The 13,603-nt window shown below is 60.6% G+C and carries 16 protein-coding genes; 10 read left to right on the top strand and 6 right to left on the bottom strand.

Translation table 11 applies throughout. The features are described 5' to 3' along the window. Positions 1-42 precede the first annotated feature (42 nt). Positions 43-1,437 carry an argininosuccinate lyase gene (gene argH / locus PSH65_RS01205; protein ID WP_305424565.1) on the top strand — a complete coding sequence of 465 codons (1,395 nt, stop codon included), beginning with the start codon at positions 43-45 and terminating at the stop codon, positions 1,435-1,437. Positions 1,438-1,556: 119 nt separating this feature from the next. Here the strand turns inward: argH and PSH65_RS01200 are convergent, their stop codons facing one another. Then, positions 1,557-2,216, bottom strand: a complete 660-nt coding sequence (locus PSH65_RS01200) for a glutathione S-transferase (RefSeq protein WP_305424564.1) — start codon at positions 2,214-2,216, stop codon at positions 1,557-1,559. 125 nt (positions 2,217-2,341) lie between these two features. Between PSH65_RS01200 and PSH65_RS01195 the strand changes: the two genes are divergently transcribed. From PSH65_RS01195 to PSH65_RS01185, 3 genes are all read left to right on the top strand, one after another. Then, positions 2,342-2,626, top strand: coding sequence for a hypothetical protein (locus tag PSH65_RS01195; protein ID WP_305424563.1), 285 nt, complete (start codon positions 2,342-2,344; stop codon positions 2,624-2,626). A gap of 288 nt (positions 2,627-2,914) precedes the next feature. After that, positions 2,915-3,160, top strand: a complete 246-nt coding sequence (locus tag PSH65_RS01190) for a TIGR02647 family protein (protein ID WP_007894898.1) — start codon at positions 2,915-2,917, stop codon at positions 3,158-3,160. A 195-nt stretch (positions 3,161-3,355) separates the two neighbouring features. After that, complete coding sequence (locus tag PSH65_RS01185) at positions 3,356-6,202, top strand: class I adenylate cyclase (RefSeq protein WP_305424562.1); 2,847 nt, start codon at positions 3,356-3,358, stop codon at positions 6,200-6,202. A 7-nt stretch (positions 6,203-6,209) separates the two neighbouring features. Here the strand turns inward: PSH65_RS01185 and rnk are convergent, their stop codons facing one another. From rnk to cyaY, 3 genes are all read right to left on the bottom strand, one after another. Then, entirely contained in the window at positions 6,210-6,620 is a 411-nt protein-coding gene (rnk, locus tag PSH65_RS01180) for a nucleoside diphosphate kinase regulator (RefSeq protein WP_305424561.1), read from the bottom strand. A gap of 261 nt (positions 6,621-6,881) precedes the next feature. Next, a complete protein-coding gene (locus tag PSH65_RS01175) occupies positions 6,882-7,100 on the bottom strand; it encodes a DUF1289 domain-containing protein (protein ID WP_253417645.1) in 219 nt (72 codons plus the stop codon). 4 nt (positions 7,101-7,104) lie between these two features. Then, positions 7,105-7,437: an iron donor protein CyaY gene (gene cyaY / locus PSH65_RS01170; protein ID WP_030129113.1), complete on the bottom strand. Its 333-nt coding sequence runs from the start codon at positions 7,435-7,437 to the stop codon at positions 7,105-7,107. Positions 7,438-7,744: 307 nt separating this feature from the next. On the opposite strand from cyaY, the gene PSH65_RS01165 reads away from it, so the two are divergent. The 6 genes from PSH65_RS01165 to PSH65_RS01140 are packed head-to-tail and all read left to right on the top strand — an operon-like array spanning position 7,745 to position 12,355. Further along, positions 7,745-7,918, top strand: coding sequence for a lipoprotein (locus PSH65_RS01165; RefSeq protein ID WP_123720251.1), 174 nt, complete (start codon positions 7,745-7,747; stop codon positions 7,916-7,918). 9 nt (positions 7,919-7,927) lie between these two features. Further along, positions 7,928-9,175, top strand: a complete 1,248-nt coding sequence (lysA, locus tag PSH65_RS01160) for a diaminopimelate decarboxylase (protein WP_305424558.1) — start codon at positions 7,928-7,930, stop codon at positions 9,173-9,175. A 4-nt stretch (positions 9,176-9,179) separates the two neighbouring features. Continuing rightward, complete coding sequence (gene dapF / locus PSH65_RS01155; protein ID WP_305424557.1) at positions 9,180-10,010, top strand: diaminopimelate epimerase; 831 nt, start codon at positions 9,180-9,182, stop codon at positions 10,008-10,010. Between the two features lie 13 nt (positions 10,011-10,023). Then, positions 10,024-10,749, top strand: coding sequence for a DUF484 family protein (locus tag PSH65_RS01150; RefSeq protein WP_305424556.1), 726 nt, complete (start codon positions 10,024-10,026; stop codon positions 10,747-10,749). A gap of 2 nt (positions 10,750-10,751) precedes the next feature. After that, positions 10,752-11,651 (top strand): tyrosine recombinase XerC, encoded by a 900-nt coding sequence (xerC, locus tag PSH65_RS01145; protein ID WP_007942372.1) that lies wholly within the window; start codon positions 10,752-10,754, stop codon positions 11,649-11,651. Continuing rightward, positions 11,648-12,355: an HAD family hydrolase gene (locus PSH65_RS01140; protein ID WP_305424555.1), complete on the top strand. Its 708-nt coding sequence runs from the start codon at positions 11,648-11,650 to the stop codon at positions 12,353-12,355. Before xerC ends, PSH65_RS01140 begins: the two co-directional genes overlap by 4 nt. Positions 12,356-12,554: 199 nt before the next feature. Here the strand turns inward: PSH65_RS01140 and sutA are convergent, their stop codons facing one another. Next, complete coding sequence (gene sutA / locus PSH65_RS01135) at positions 12,555-12,878, bottom strand: transcriptional regulator SutA (protein ID WP_030129119.1); 324 nt, start codon at positions 12,876-12,878, stop codon at positions 12,555-12,557. A 104-nt stretch (positions 12,879-12,982) separates the two neighbouring features. After that, the gene (locus PSH65_RS01130) at positions 12,983-13,408 is read right to left on the bottom strand and encodes a secondary thiamine-phosphate synthase enzyme YjbQ (RefSeq protein ID WP_007989493.1); all 426 of its coding nucleotides are present in this window, start codon (positions 13,406-13,408) and stop codon (positions 12,983-12,985) included. Positions 13,409-13,603: the final 195 nt, after the last annotated feature.

The raw sequence follows: 13,603 nt of genomic DNA, 5'->3' as shown, positions 1-13,603 counted from the left end.
GCGTTCCACGCCATCTTTCTTCAAGCCGATACGAGCGAATTCATGAGCACTGACAAGACCAATCAGTCCTGGGGCGGCCGCTTCAGTGAACCCGTCGACGCCTTCGTCGCCCGCTTCACCGCCTCCGTCACCTTCGACCAGCGCCTGTATCGCCACGACATCATGGGCTCGATCGCCCACGCCAGCATGCTGGCCAAGGTCGGCGTGCTGACCGATGCCGAGCGCGACAGCATCATCGATGGCCTGAAAACCATCCAGGGTGAAATCGAGGCCGGCCAGTTCGACTGGCGCATCGACCTTGAAGACGTGCACATGAACATCGAGGCGCGTCTGACCGACCGCATCGGCGTCACCGGTAAAAAGCTGCATACCGGTCGCAGCCGTAACGACCAGGTCGCCACTGACATCCGCCTGTGGCTGCGTGACGAGATCGACCTGATCCTCAGCGAAATCACTCGCCTGCAACAAGGCTTGCTGGAGCAGGCCGAGCGCGAAGCCGCCAGCATCATGCCGGGCTTCACTCACCTGCAAACCGCGCAGCCGGTGACCTTCGGGCACCACATGCTGGCCTGGTTCGAAATGCTCAGCCGCGACTACGAGCGTCTGGTGGACTGCCGCAAGCGCACCAATCGCATGCCGCTGGGCAGTGCCGCGCTGGCCGGCACCACTTACCCGATCGACCGCGAATACACCGCTCAACTGCTGGGCTTCGACGCCGTCGGCGGTAATTCCCTGGACAACGTGTCCGATCGCGACTTCGCCATCGAGTTCTGCTCGGCCGCGAGCATCGCGATGATGCACTTGTCGCGGTTCTCCGAAGAGCTGGTGCTGTGGACCAGCGCACAGTTCCAGTTCATCGATCTGCCGGACCGTTTCTGCACCGGCAGCTCGATCATGCCGCAAAAGAAAAACCCGGACGTCCCAGAGCTGGTTCGCGGCAAGACTGGCCGGGTATTCGGCGCGCTGATGGGCCTGCTGACCCTGATGAAAGGCCAGCCGCTGGCCTACAACAAGGACAACCAGGAAGACAAGGAACCGCTGTTCGACGCCGCCGACACTCTGCGCGATTCGCTGCGGGCCTTTGCCGACATGATCCCGGCGATCAAGCCGAAACACGCGATGATGCGCGAAGCGGCTCTGCGCGGTTTCTCCACCGCCACCGACCTGGCTGACTATCTGGTTCGCCGTGGCCTGCCGTTCCGTGATTGCCACGAAATCGTTGGCCACGCGGTGAAGTACGGCGTGGAAAGCGGCAAGGACCTGGCGGAAATGAGCCTGGAAGAACTGCGCAAGTTCAGCGATCAGATCGAGCAGGACGTATTTGCCGTGCTGACCCTGGAAGGCTCGGTGAATGCCCGTGACCATATCGGCGGGACTGCGCCAGCGCAGGTCAAAAAGGCTGTTGTACGCGGTCAGGCACTGCTCGCCAGCCGCTAAAAGCATCGCGGGCAAGCCCGCTCCCACAAGGATCTCCGACTGGCCAAAATCTATGGCAGACAGAGAAACCTGTGGGAGCGGGCTTGCCCGCGATGACTGACTTCAGAGCACTACAAAACCTACTTTTTGGACGCGATCATCTGCAGAAACGCAGGCATCGCCGCGTTCTTGTCCTTTGCGATCCGCTGCACATGCAGATTCTGCTCCAAACGTTCCAGCAGCGCCCTTGCCGCTGGCATCTTGGCCAGCAGATCAATATCGAGCAGCTTCTGCGCCACAGCACACGCCATCGGCACGCTGTACAGGAAATACAAATCCGCAATGCTGAGACTGTCACCCGCTACGTAAGGGGCAAATTTGCCGTGCCTGCCCAGCGAGGCGAACCCCAGCAGTAACTCAGCCTTGGTCTTTTCCTGGATAGCCTCCGGCACGGACATGCCGAAAAACGCTGCGGGGTAGCAGGCGCGCGCCGGCAGCTCGATGTACAACTCGATTTCCTTGGCCAAAGCCAGCGCCTGCGCTCGCTCGAAGGGGTCGCTCGACAACAGCGGCGTGCCTTTCTGGCTCTGCTCGAGGTACTCGAGAATCACGCTGGTTTCATTGATGAAACCTTGTTCGACGCCCAACACAGGAACCTTGCCGCGCGGGCTGATCGCCAGCGCCTCGGGGCTGGTGCCTGGGTAAAACGGCACCTCTTCAAATGGCAGTCCCTTCTCCAGCAACGCCAGCTTGACCATGTTGTAGTAGTTGCTGACGCAAAATCCATAAAGCTTGAGCATTACATAGCCTCCAGGCCGTGCAGGGGGTTGGCAGCGCCAGTTATAGAACGCCCGGGCACTTCTTGCCAGAAGCATCACAGCGCTGAATGCAGGTAAACTGGCCGCCTTTCCTTGAGGAGCCTGCCATGAGCGAGCAAAACGACATCGACAACGACGAAGAAGAATTCGCTGAAACGACGCTGATCGAAGCGATCGAGAACCAGATCGAAAGCGATAACCCGCCAGCGGCCAAGGCGACCTTCAACAAACTGACCCTGGTGGGTTACGAGCGTGAAGAAATCCTCAACCTGATGGCCCACGTGCTGGCTGTGGAAATCGACGCGATCCTCGAAGAAGACCGCGCGTTCAACACCGAATGGTACGAAACCGCACTGCGCGCGCTGCCAGAGTTGCCGCCGGAAAAAAAATAACCCAGCGCTGTCACGGGGCTTTTGTGGCGAGGTAGCTTGCTCCCGTTCGGCTGCGCAGCAGTCGCAAAGCTTTGGGGCCGCTTCGCGACCCAACGGGAGCAAGCTCCCTCGCCACAGCGGCCCGCCTCCACACAGATTGTCACCAATCAATACCGCCTTGCCCCAGACGCTGACTAAACTGGAAACCACCCCGAGGCAAAAAACCCTGTTACGAGCGCTGGACATGCTGCGCGAGTGGGATCACCTTAGGAGCGCTATCGTCCAATTCCTAGAAAGTCTGGAGTCCTTATGTCGCTTACCCCTGAGTTGGTTGCCGAACTGGAAATCCTCGCCCTCTTCAACCTGGACAGTTCCCAGGAAGGTTTGAAAATTCATCAGACCGCTGCCCCGAAAGCCATTGCCGCCGCCCAAAGACTGTTCGACAAAGAATTGATCACCCAGCCCGATGGCGGTTATCTGACCAGCCTGGGGCGTGACGCTGCACAAAATGTGCAAACCGTTCTAACCATTCTGTCCGTGCGCGAAACAGCCTGAGCATCGCCGCATCGCCCACGGAAACCTCTGTCACGGGATTTCCGCGGGCACACTTGGGTGCCCGCTGTCGCCGCGCGATAGAAATCTGACGCCAGAAACACAAAATCAGCTGAAAAGTCCCGAGGCCGAGGCGCTAAACTGCCCCTCATCCCGAGCCCTCCCACGTCCGAGCCCCGCGAGCCGGATTGAGCTGACATGACCCGTACCCATGAAATCCGCCCCGATCTGGACGAGGGAATCGACCGCAAGGTTCTCAGCCAACTGCGCGCCCGCTTTCTGAAGCTCAACGAGGGCCGGATGGCCCGTGCCATGGAAGGGTTGTCGACCCGCCAGCAAACGGTTCTGACCCTGCTGCCGCTGTTTTTCCATGTCAATCATCCGCTGTTGCCGGGTTATGTTTCGGGTAGCACCCCGGCCGGGCTGTCGAATTACGAACCGGACGCCAACGCCCTCGCCGAAGCCCAGCGCCTGACTCGCTCGTTTTCCTATAAGCCGCGCCACGGCAGCAATCCGCCGCGACCGATTCACGGTCTGTTCCTGATGGGCAGCCTCGGCACCCTGGCCCAGGCCGATCAGAGCGACATGGACGTATGGGTCTGTCACGGACCGGACTTGAGCGAAAGCGAGCTCACAGAGCTGCGCAAGAAATGCCAGCTGCTTGAGATATGGGCCGCCAGCCAGGGTGCCGAGGCGCATTTCTTTCTGATCGACCCGGCTCGCTTCGTGCTCGGCGAGCGCGATACCCAACTGAGTTCGGAAGACTGCGGCACCACCCAGCACTACCTGCTGCTGGACGAGTTCTACCGCACCGCGATCTGGCTGGCCGGCCGTACACCCATCTGGTGGCTGGTGCCGGTTTATGAAGAGGCAGCGTACGACCGGTATACCCATACGCTGTTATCCAAGCGTTTCATCCGTGCCGACGAAACCCTGGACCTGGGGCATCTGGCGTACATCCCGCCCGGAGAATTCATCGGGGCCGGGCTCTGGCAGTTATTCAAAGGCATCGAGTCACCGTACAAATCAGTGCTCAAACTGCTGCTGACCGAGGTCTACGCCAGCGAACACCCCAAGGTCCACTGCCTGAGCCTGCGTTTCAAGCAGGCGGTGTTTGCCAATCGACTGGACCTCGACGAACTGGATCCATACGTCGTGGTTTACCGGCGCATCGAGGAATACCTCACGGCCCGGGGCGAACTGGAACGGCTGGAGCTGGTACGCCGCGCGCTGTACTTGAAGGTCAACCGCAAGCTCACCGGCAGCAGCGGTCGCAACCAGAGCTGGCAGCGTTCATTGCTCGAACGCCTGGCCCACGAATGGCATTGGGATCAGCGTCAGCTCGCATTGCTCGACAGCCGCAGCCAGTGGAAAGTCCGCCAGGTCAGTGCCGAACGCAGAGCCTTGGTCGGCGAGCTGAATTACAGCTACCGCTTCCTGACGCAGTTTGCCCGCAACGAGCAGACCGTCAGCCTGATCAACAAACGCGACCTCAATGTGCTGGGCCGGCGGCTGTATGCCGCCTTCGAGCGCAAGGCCGACAAGGTCGAATTCATCAACCCGGGCATCGCTCCCGATCTGGCCGAAGACACCCTGACGCTGGTGGAGGCACCCAACAAGAAGGAACCGGGGCAAACCCAATGGGGTTTGTACAACGGCAGCCTGACCGCCCACGAGTGGGAGCATTTCGCACCGATCAAGCGCAGTCGTCAGTTACTGGAACTGCTCACCTGGTGCCACCGTAACGGCGTGATCGACAGCAGCACCCGCCTGGCCCTGCACCCAGGCACCAGCGACTTGAGCGAGTTCGAACTGTTCAACCTGCTCGGCAGCCTGCAACAAAGCATCGCCCTGCCTTTGACCACTGTCGCCGAAGAGCCTTTGCTGCGCGCCAGTGTGCCGAGCGAAGTACTGATTCTGGTGAACGTCGGCATCGACCCGCTCAAGCACCATCGCGACCTGAACATCCTGATGACCACCGAGCGCACTGACTCCCTGAGCTATGCCGGTGTGCGGGAAAACCTGGTGCTGACCCTGGATCAGGTCACGCTCAATAGCTGGAACGAGGTGCTGGTCAGCCGCTTTGACGGCCCCCACGCCCTGCTCGACTGCCTGCGCGATTACCTCAACAATCTGCCGGACGGGCCACAACAGCCCAAGCTGCGGGTGCGGTGCTTCTGCCACAACCGCGCGCAATTCATTGCCCGGCGGGTCGAAGAAATCCTCGACACCGCGCAGAACCTGCTGCTGAGCAAACTCAATCATCGTTACCTGATTCAGGTCCAGCAGCATTACCACGTGCTGGAACTGGTGCCCGGCCAAGTCAATCACGTCGCCCTCGCCACGCTGCCGGCACTGCTTGACTACCTCGGCGAAGAACTGGCGAGCTACAGCCCGTTGCATCTGGACCCGATGGCACTGGAAGACCACGACCTGGCGCTGATCCTGCCCATGGGGCAACCCGACTGCATTCAGGTGTTCTACCGGATCAACGAACACCAGGCCGATCTGTACGTACTGGATGAGTTCAATGCCTTGTGGCAACAACGCTTGCCCTATCACGACGAACAAAGCCTGCTGGTGCCGCTGCAACGTTTCCTGCAATCGATCCAGTATCGGCGCGACGCCTTGCTGCCGATGGACGCCGCCCAGCCGCTGAGCCTGGAGACTTTGTATTACCAGTTGTTGCCTTCAGGTACCGCACGGGCGCGTCGGGCCGAAGCCCGGCCGGCGCCGCAAACGCCGGTCAACAAACCGTTTTATGATGTGCAGGCGATCATCGGCAAGGCCGCACCAGGGCAGGTGCAGGTCACGTTGTATTGCAAACAGCGGGAATTTTCGGAGCTGGAATATGGCGACCAACTGTTCAGTGTGGTCGCCGGGGAAATCGTCGAGCAGCGCCGCGAGACTGAACGCTATCGCTGCTACATCACCGACCTGGACCTGTCGGGCCTGCTCGGTGATGGTCAGGGTTCAACTCAGCTGTATCTGCGCTACAAGGCCGACCTGGAACGCGCACTGAACGAGGCGCTCGAGCAGGTCTGAAGGGATGTTATTCCGGGAAGTCGCCGCCATGGGCAGGCTGCGATTCAACTTCCAGCAGGGTCAGCTTCAAGGTCTTGCCGCCCGGAGCTGGCCAGTCAATGTGCTGACCGACTTTCAAACCCAGCAACGCACTGCCCACTGGCGCCAGAATGGAGATCTTGCCTTCGTCGGCGTTGGCATCCTTGGGGTAAACCAGGGTCAGGTGATAGTCCTTGCCGCTGCTTTCTTCACGGCAATGCACACGGGAGTTCATGGTCACGACATCGGCTGGCACCTCTTCGTGACCGACCAGGGTATCGGCGCGATCCAGTTCGGTTTGCAGCGCGATAACGCCCGGCAGCGTGTCATCCAGGCTGTCGATCAGGCGCTCCAGACGCTGTACGTCCAGACGGGTAAGGGTGATGGAAGGTGCGGTCATGATCAGGGCAGACTCCTTTCTTCTGCACGAAAAAAGCAAAACCCCGCCAGAAAAAAGGCGGGGTTTTCACGAGCCTCGATGGGTTGAGGCGTATCTGGACACTATCACAGCTCAATAAATATACAAGCCAGGAGGCGACCACGGCCCTGCGCTGACCATTGTGGCGAGGGAGCTTGCTCCCGCTGGGGCGCGGAGCGGCCCTCAAAATCTTGCGGCCGCTTCGCAACCGAGCGGGAGCAAGCTCCCTCGCCACAAAAGCCCTTAAGCCAAGACTTTGCGTTGTGCAGCCTGCGCACAAATCACTCGCCGCCGCTCATCATCCGCCGAGCGCCATTCACGAATATCTTCGACATGACGGAAACACCCCAGGCAGACCTTCTGTTCATCCAGCCGACACACACCACTGCACGGCGACGGCACCGCCGGGCTGACATTGCTGTAAAGCGGTTTGGGCGGACGAACGGGCGCAGGCTGGGTCACGATCTCACAGCCCTTCGAAATCGAGTTCGACGTCGGCTTGCTGCTTGACGATGCGCTCAAGCATCTCACCGAGCTGCTCCTCACTCTTGTCACACATCCAGCGCTCGCTTTCTGCGTCGTAATCAAAGTGGAAGCCGCCGGATACCGCCGCCAGCCACAGCTGACGCAGCGGTTCCTGACGACTGAAGATCAATTGGCTGCCGTTTTCGAACTTGACGGTGAGTACACCCGCCGAACTCTCCAGATCGATATCCAGGCCACTCTCGTCGAAAATATCCTCCAGCGACTGCTGGGTTGCATCGACCAGGTCGTGGAAACGGGCTTCGGTCAAACTCATTGCGGGAACCTCAAAAAGTGTCTACTCACGCTCAAGCGCCGCAAGATACGGCCGAGCCCCGGTGATTGCAAAGGATAACGTCCAAGCACCGATCTGTGGGAGCGGGCTTGCCCGCGAAGGGGTCAGTACATTCAATATCTTTGCTGACTGAACCAACGCCTTCGCGGGCAAGCCCGCTCCCACAGGGATTGCATTAAACCGACGCACATCAGGCCAAGCCCCGCTGGACGGGAGCCCCGTCGCATAGGCAAGCTGCCGGGTGGCCGGTATACTCCGGCGCAATTAATGCATTTTCAAGGATTTCGCCATGAAGCGCCTGATCTCTTCCCTTGCTGCGCTCGTCGCGGTTGCCTGCCTGGTGTCGGCCTGTGGTCAAAAAGGCCCGCTGTACCTGCCTGATGAGAACCAGGATCCTGCCGAGCAGGCCAAGTCCTCGCAACAGCAGCCTGCCTCCAAAGCACACAAGCACGACGTCTACTAAGGGAACGCTATGGACGCTTTTAACTACCGTGACGGTGAGCTGTTCGCGGAAGGTGTTGCCCTGTCCGCCATCGCCGAACGCTTTGGTACACCGACCTACGTCTACTCCCGTGCCCACATCGAAGCCCAATACCTGGCTTACGCCGATGCGCTGGCCGGCACGCCTCACCTGGTCTGTTTTGCGGTCAAGGCCAACTCCAACCTGGGTGTACTGAATGTCCTGGCGCGTATTGGCGCCGGTTTCGACATCGTTTCCCGTGGCGAGCTGGAGCGCGTACTGGCCGCTGGCGGCAGCGCCGACAAGATCGTGTTCTCCGGTGTCGGCAAGACCCGTGACGACATGCGTCGCGCCCTGGAAGTCGGCGTGCACTGCTTCAACGTCGAGTCCACCGATGAGCTCGAACGCCTGCAAGTGGTGGCCGCCGAGCTGGGCGTTCGCGCGCCGATCTCGCTGCGCGTCAACCCGGACGTCGATGCCGGCACTCACCCGTACATCTCCACCGGTCTCAAAGAGAACAAGTTCGGCATCGCCATCGCCGACGCCGAAGACGTGTACATCCGCGCCGCGCAACTGCCTAACCTGGAAGTCGTCGGCGTCGATTGCCACATCGGTTCGCAACTGACCACCCTGCCGCCATTCATCGACGCCCTCGACCGCCTGCTGGGCCTGGTCGACCGCCTCGGCGATTGCGGCATCTACCTGCGCCACATCGATCTCGGTGGTGGTTTGGGCGTGCGTTATCGCGATGAAGAGCCGCCATTGGCTGCCGACTACATCAAGGCCGTGCGCGAGCGTCTCGACGGTCGTGACCTGGCGCTGGTGTTCGAGCCGGGTCGTTTCGTCGTCGCCAACGCCGGCGTACTACTGACCCAGGTCGAGTACCTCAAGCACACCGAACACAAAGACTTCGCCATCGTCGACGCGGCCATGAACGACCTGATCCGCCCGGCGCTGTATCAAGCCTGGATGGACGTCACCGCCGTGCGCCCGCGTAACAGCGCCGCTCGCGCCTACGACATCGTCGGCCCGATCTGCGAAACCGGTGACTTCCTGGCCAAGGATCGTCAACTGGCGCTGGAAGAAGGCGACCTGCTGGCCGTGCATTCGGCCGGTGCCTATGGGTTTGTCATGAGTTCCAACTACAACACCCGCGGCCGTGCCGCTGAAGTGTTGGTGGACGGTGATCAGGCATTTGAAGTGCGTCGCCGTGAGACGGTAGCCGAGTTGTTTGCTGGCGAAAGCCTGCTGCCGGAGTAAACCCATGCTGCTGCGTTTTACCAAGATGCACGGCCTGGGCAACGACTTCATGGTTCTCGACCTGGTCAGCCAGCACGCGCACATCCTGCCCAAGCATGCCAAGCAGTGGGGCGATCGGCACACCGGCATCGGGTTCGACCAGTTGCTGATCGTCGAGGCGCCCAGCAACCCGGATGTGGATTTCCGCTATCGGATCTTCAACGCCGACGGCTCCGAGGTGGAACAGTGCGGCAACGGTGCGCGCTGCTTCGCCCGCTTCGTGCTCGACAAGCGCCTGACCGCCAAGCGGCAGATTCGCGTCGAGACTAAAAGCGGCATCATCGAACTGGACGTGCGCAACGATGGCCAGATCAGCGTCAACATGGGCGCCCCACGCCTGGTCCCGGCCGAGATTCCGTTCGAAGCGCCGAGCCAGGCCCTGAGCTATCAGGTCGACGTCGACGGCACCATGGTCGAACTGGCTGCGGTGTCCATGGGCAACCCCCATGCCGTGTTGCGGGTCAGCGACATCAACAAAGCACCGGTGCATGAACTGGGGCCGAAAATCGAACATCACCCGCGCTTCCCGGCACGGGTCAATGTCGGTTTTCTCCAGGTCATCGACCGGAACCGCGCGCAGTTGCGCGTCTGGGAACGTGGCGCCGGAGAAACCCAGGCCTGCGGTACCGGCGCTTGCGCAGCTGCAGTGGCTGCGATCAGCCAGGGGTGGATGGATTCGCCGCTATTGATCGACCTGCCCGGCGGGCGTCTGTCCATTGAATGGGCAGGCCCTGGCCAACCGGTCATGATGACCGGCCCGGCAGTGCGCGTATACGAAGGACAAGTGCGTCTTTGAGTGAGCCAAATCCATGACCGACAAGCCCCAGGTTCCCGCCCTACAGCCCGACGAATCCCCTTCCGAAAGCCTTGAGGCGGCGGCGATTGCCGCGTACCTGGAGGCTCATCCGGATTTCTTCATCGAGCATGAAGAACTGCTCCCGGCCCTGCGCATTCCGCACCAGCGCGGCGACACCATTTCGCTGGTCGAACGCCAGATGACGATTCTGCGCGACCGCAACATCGAGTTGCGTCATCGCCTCTCGCATTTGATGGACGTGGCCCGGGACAACGATCGACTCTTCGACAAGACCCGCCGCCTGATCCTCACGCTGATGGACGCCACCAGCCTGGAAGATGTGGTGATCAGCGTTGAAGACAGTCTTCGCCAGGATTTCCAGGTGCCCTTCGTCAGCCTGATCCTGCTGGGCGACAACCCGATGCCGGTAGGCCGCTGGGTGACGCATGCCGACGCGCAAACGGCCATCGGCGGCTTGCTCTCGGAAGATAAAAGCGTCAGCGGCAGCCTGCGGGAACACGAACTGGACTTCCTGTTCGGCGAAGAACAGCGCAAGCAGATCGGCTCCACCGCCGTCGTCGCCATCAGCTACCAGGGCATCCATGGTGTTCTGGCCATCGCCAGCCGCGATCCGCAGCACTACAAGAGCTCGGTGGGCACGCTGTTTTTGAGTTACATCGCCGAAGTCATGGGCCGCGTGCTGCCACGGGTCAATAACTCCCTGCGCTCGGTACGCTGATCGTGGAACGACAACTGGACGCTTACTGCGAACACCTGCGCAGTGAGCGACAGGTGTCGCCGCACACGCTGTACGCCTACCGCCGCGACCTCGACAAAGTGCTGGGCTGGTGCGTCAAACAGAACATCGACAGCTGGGCCGCGCTGGACATCCAGCGCCTGCGCAGCCTGATCGCTCGCCTGCATTCCCAGGGTCAATCGTCCCGCAGCCTGGCGCGGCTGTTGTCGGCAGTGCGCGGGCTCTATCATTATCTGAACCGCGAAGGTCTGTGCGACCACGACCCGGCCAATGGCCTGGCACCGCCCAAGGGTGAGCGCCGCCTGCCGAAAACCCTCGACACTGACCGCGCGCTGCAACTGCTTGAAGGCGCCGTGGAGGATGATTTTCTGGCGCGTCGGGACCAGGCGATTCTGGAACTGTTCTACTCCTCCGGCCTGCGGCTTTCTGAATTGACGGGGCTCAATCTTGATCAGCTGGATCTGGCTGACGGTATGGTTCAGGTGCTAGGTAAGGGCAGTAAAACCCGCCTGTTGCCGGTCGGTAAAAAGGCTCGCGAAGCGCTGGAGTTGTGGCTGCCGCTACGAGCCATGACCAACCCGGCGGACGACGCGGTGTTTGTCAGCCAGCAAGGCCGGCGCCTCGGCCCTCGGGCGATTCAGGTACGGGTCAAGGCCGCCGGCGAGCGCGAACTAGGGCAGAACCTGCACCCACATATGTTGCGACACTCCTTCGCCAGCCATTTGCTGGAGTCCTCCCAGGACTTGCGGGCGGTACAGGAACTGCTCGGCCACTCGGACATCAAGACCACCCAGATCTACACCCACCTGGACTTCCAGCACCTGGCGACGGTCTACGACAGTGCCCATCCACGGGCCAAACGCATTAAAGGCGATGATTCATGACCATCCAATTGATCACCTTCGACCTCGACGACACCCTGTGGAACACCGCACCAGTGATCGCCAGCGCCGAAGCCATATTGCGTGAATGGCTGACCGAGCATGCGCCGAGCCTGGGCGCGGTGCCGGTGGAGCATTTGTGGTCGATTCGCGAGCGGGTATTGAGCAACGAACCGAGCCTCAAGCACCGCATCAGCGCCCTGCGGCGGCGGGTGTTGTTCCATGCGCTGGAAGAAGCCGGTTACGGATATACCGTAGCTTGCGACTTGGCCGATCAGGGTTTCGAAGTGTTTCTGCATGCGCGGCATCAGATCGAAGTGTTTCCTGAAGTTGAGCCGACGCTGGAGACGCTGGCCAAGCATTACGCCTTAGGCGTGGTTACCAACGGCAATGCCGATGTGCGTCGGCTGGGGCTGGCGGACTACTTCAAGTTTGCCCTGTGCGCCGAAGACATCGGTATCGCCAAGCCCGATGCGCGACTGTTTCATGAAGCACTGCAGCGTGGCGGCGCAACCGCCGAAACAGCGGTGCATATCGGCGATCATCCTGGCGATGACATTGCCGGTGCCCAGCAGGCGGGGTTGCGGGCAATCTGGTTTAACCCGGCAGGCAAGGTGTGGGAAGCCGAGAAGGCGCCGGATGCCGAGATTCGTAGCCTGAAGGAATTGCCGGGGTTGTTGGCGCGGTGGAATTCGGCTTCCGCCTGACACATAACCTGTGGGAGCGGCGGTGCGACGATTCGACTTGCCCGCGATAGCGGCGTGTCAGGCGACATCAATTTCGAATGTGACGCCCCCATCGCGGGCAAGCCCGCTCCCACAGGGATCAGGGCGGACTTTGAATTTATGCGCCCATGAAAAAGCCCGCAGCGACGGCGGGCTTGTTCAGCAAGCAAGAAGCAGGCGCTTAGATAGGCCGGCTGCCGTACTTGTTATCAGGCTTCTTGGGAGGATCGGCGACCACATTGGCCTCCACTTCCTGCACCTTGCCGCCCCGTGCCAGAAACTCTTCCATGGCCTTGGCCAGGGCGTCGCGTTCCTTGTTCTTGGCTTCGACGCTCGGCAGCTCATCGACCGACACCGCAGCCTTGGCCTTGCCTTTGGCAGTCGGAACGGGCGTATCACCGCCGTCATCTTCAGCGACGTCTTCTGCCGCCGCTTCCAGGCCTTCTTCGGTTTCGTCTTCGTCGCCTACTTCGAGGTCGTCGTTTTCCAGATCATCGTCGCTCATGTTCTACCTCATGACTTGCGAAAAGCAGATTAGTTATAGCCCAGCTTTGCCGTCTGTCGACGGCTGCCGGAAAAAAATCAACCACCGCTGGTAACCAGCGGTTTTCATGCCCCTTCACCGTGCACGGTGGCGAGGACTTTACGGGCACCGCCGTGATCACGGTGCTCGCCCAGATAAACACCTTGCCAGGTCCCCAACGCCAGTCGGCCTGCCGAGATCGGCAAACTGAGCTGACAGCCAAGTACGCTGGCCTTGAAGTGCGCCGGGAGGTCGTCCAGGCCTTCGTCGTTATGCTCATAGCCGTCTGTTCCTTGTGGGATCAGACGATTGAAAAATCGTTCGAAGTCGCGACGTACCGCCGGATCGGCGTTCTCGTTGATGGTCAACGACGCCGAGGTATGCTGTAGCCACAAATGCAACAGACCGACTCGACACGCCTTGAGTTCAGGCAAGCCGGCGAGTAATTCGTCCGTTACCAGATGAAAGCCTCGGGGCCGTGCTCGCAGGGTAATCAGAGTCTGTTGCCACATACAGTTCTCCGCACGTTCGGGGCGCATTCTAGCGCGCTCTGGAAAAAAACAAAGGCCCTAATAATCCTTCAATCGTGTAAGCCATTGGCCGCAGAAAAACGCCCGTCGTAAACGCGACCGAACGTGTAAGAAAAAACCTTTCAGCCCTTCCTTCACTGACAAATCCCGGACAAAAAAATGCCCGGCAAGCCGGGC

It is taken from the genome of Pseudomonas sp. FP603 (assembly GCF_030687415.1).
GTDB lineage: Bacteria > Pseudomonadota > Gammaproteobacteria > Pseudomonadales > Pseudomonadaceae > Aquipseudomonas > Aquipseudomonas wuhanensis.
The sequence above is the reverse complement of the archived record's forward strand: the minus strand, read 5'-3'. Positions and strand labels throughout refer to the sequence as shown.

What these genes read in the sequence shown, in the direction of transcription:
- argH (WP_305424565.1), top strand. Translation starts at nt 43, where the DNA reads ATGAGCACTGACAAGACCAATCAGTCCTGGGGCGGCCGCTTCAGTGAA.
- sutA (WP_030129119.1), bottom strand. Translation starts at nt 12,878, where the DNA reads ATGAGCGACGATGATCTGGAAAACGACGACCTCGAAGTAGGCGACGAA.
- dapF (WP_305424557.1), top strand. Translation starts at nt 9,180, where the DNA reads ATGCTGCTGCGTTTTACCAAGATGCACGGCCTGGGCAACGACTTCATG.
- PSH65_RS01130 (WP_007989493.1), bottom strand. Translation starts at nt 13,408, where the DNA reads ATGTGGCAACAGACTCTGATTACCCTGCGAGCACGGCCCCGAGGCTTT.
- PSH65_RS01165 (WP_123720251.1), top strand. Translation starts at nt 7,745, where the DNA reads ATGAAGCGCCTGATCTCTTCCCTTGCTGCGCTCGTCGCGGTTGCCTGC.
- rnk (WP_305424561.1), bottom strand. Translation starts at nt 6,620, where the DNA reads ATGACCGCACCTTCCATCACCCTTACCCGTCTGGACGTACAGCGTCTG.
- PSH65_RS01185 (WP_305424562.1), top strand. Translation starts at nt 3,356, where the DNA reads ATGACCCGTACCCATGAAATCCGCCCCGATCTGGACGAGGGAATCGAC.
- PSH65_RS01195 (WP_305424563.1), top strand. Translation starts at nt 2,342, where the DNA reads ATGAGCGAGCAAAACGACATCGACAACGACGAAGAAGAATTCGCTGAA.
- PSH65_RS01140 (WP_305424555.1), top strand. Translation starts at nt 11,648, where the DNA reads ATGACCATCCAATTGATCACCTTCGACCTCGACGACACCCTGTGGAAC.
- PSH65_RS01190 (WP_007894898.1), top strand. Translation starts at nt 2,915, where the DNA reads ATGTCGCTTACCCCTGAGTTGGTTGCCGAACTGGAAATCCTCGCCCTC.
- lysA (WP_305424558.1), top strand. Translation starts at nt 7,928, where the DNA reads ATGGACGCTTTTAACTACCGTGACGGTGAGCTGTTCGCGGAAGGTGTT.
- PSH65_RS01150 (WP_305424556.1), top strand. Translation starts at nt 10,024, where the DNA reads ATGACCGACAAGCCCCAGGTTCCCGCCCTACAGCCCGACGAATCCCCT.
- PSH65_RS01200 (WP_305424564.1), bottom strand. Translation starts at nt 2,216, where the DNA reads ATGCTCAAGCTTTATGGATTTTGCGTCAGCAACTACTACAACATGGTC.
- cyaY (WP_030129113.1), bottom strand. Translation starts at nt 7,437, where the DNA reads ATGAGTTTGACCGAAGCCCGTTTCCACGACCTGGTCGATGCAACCCAG.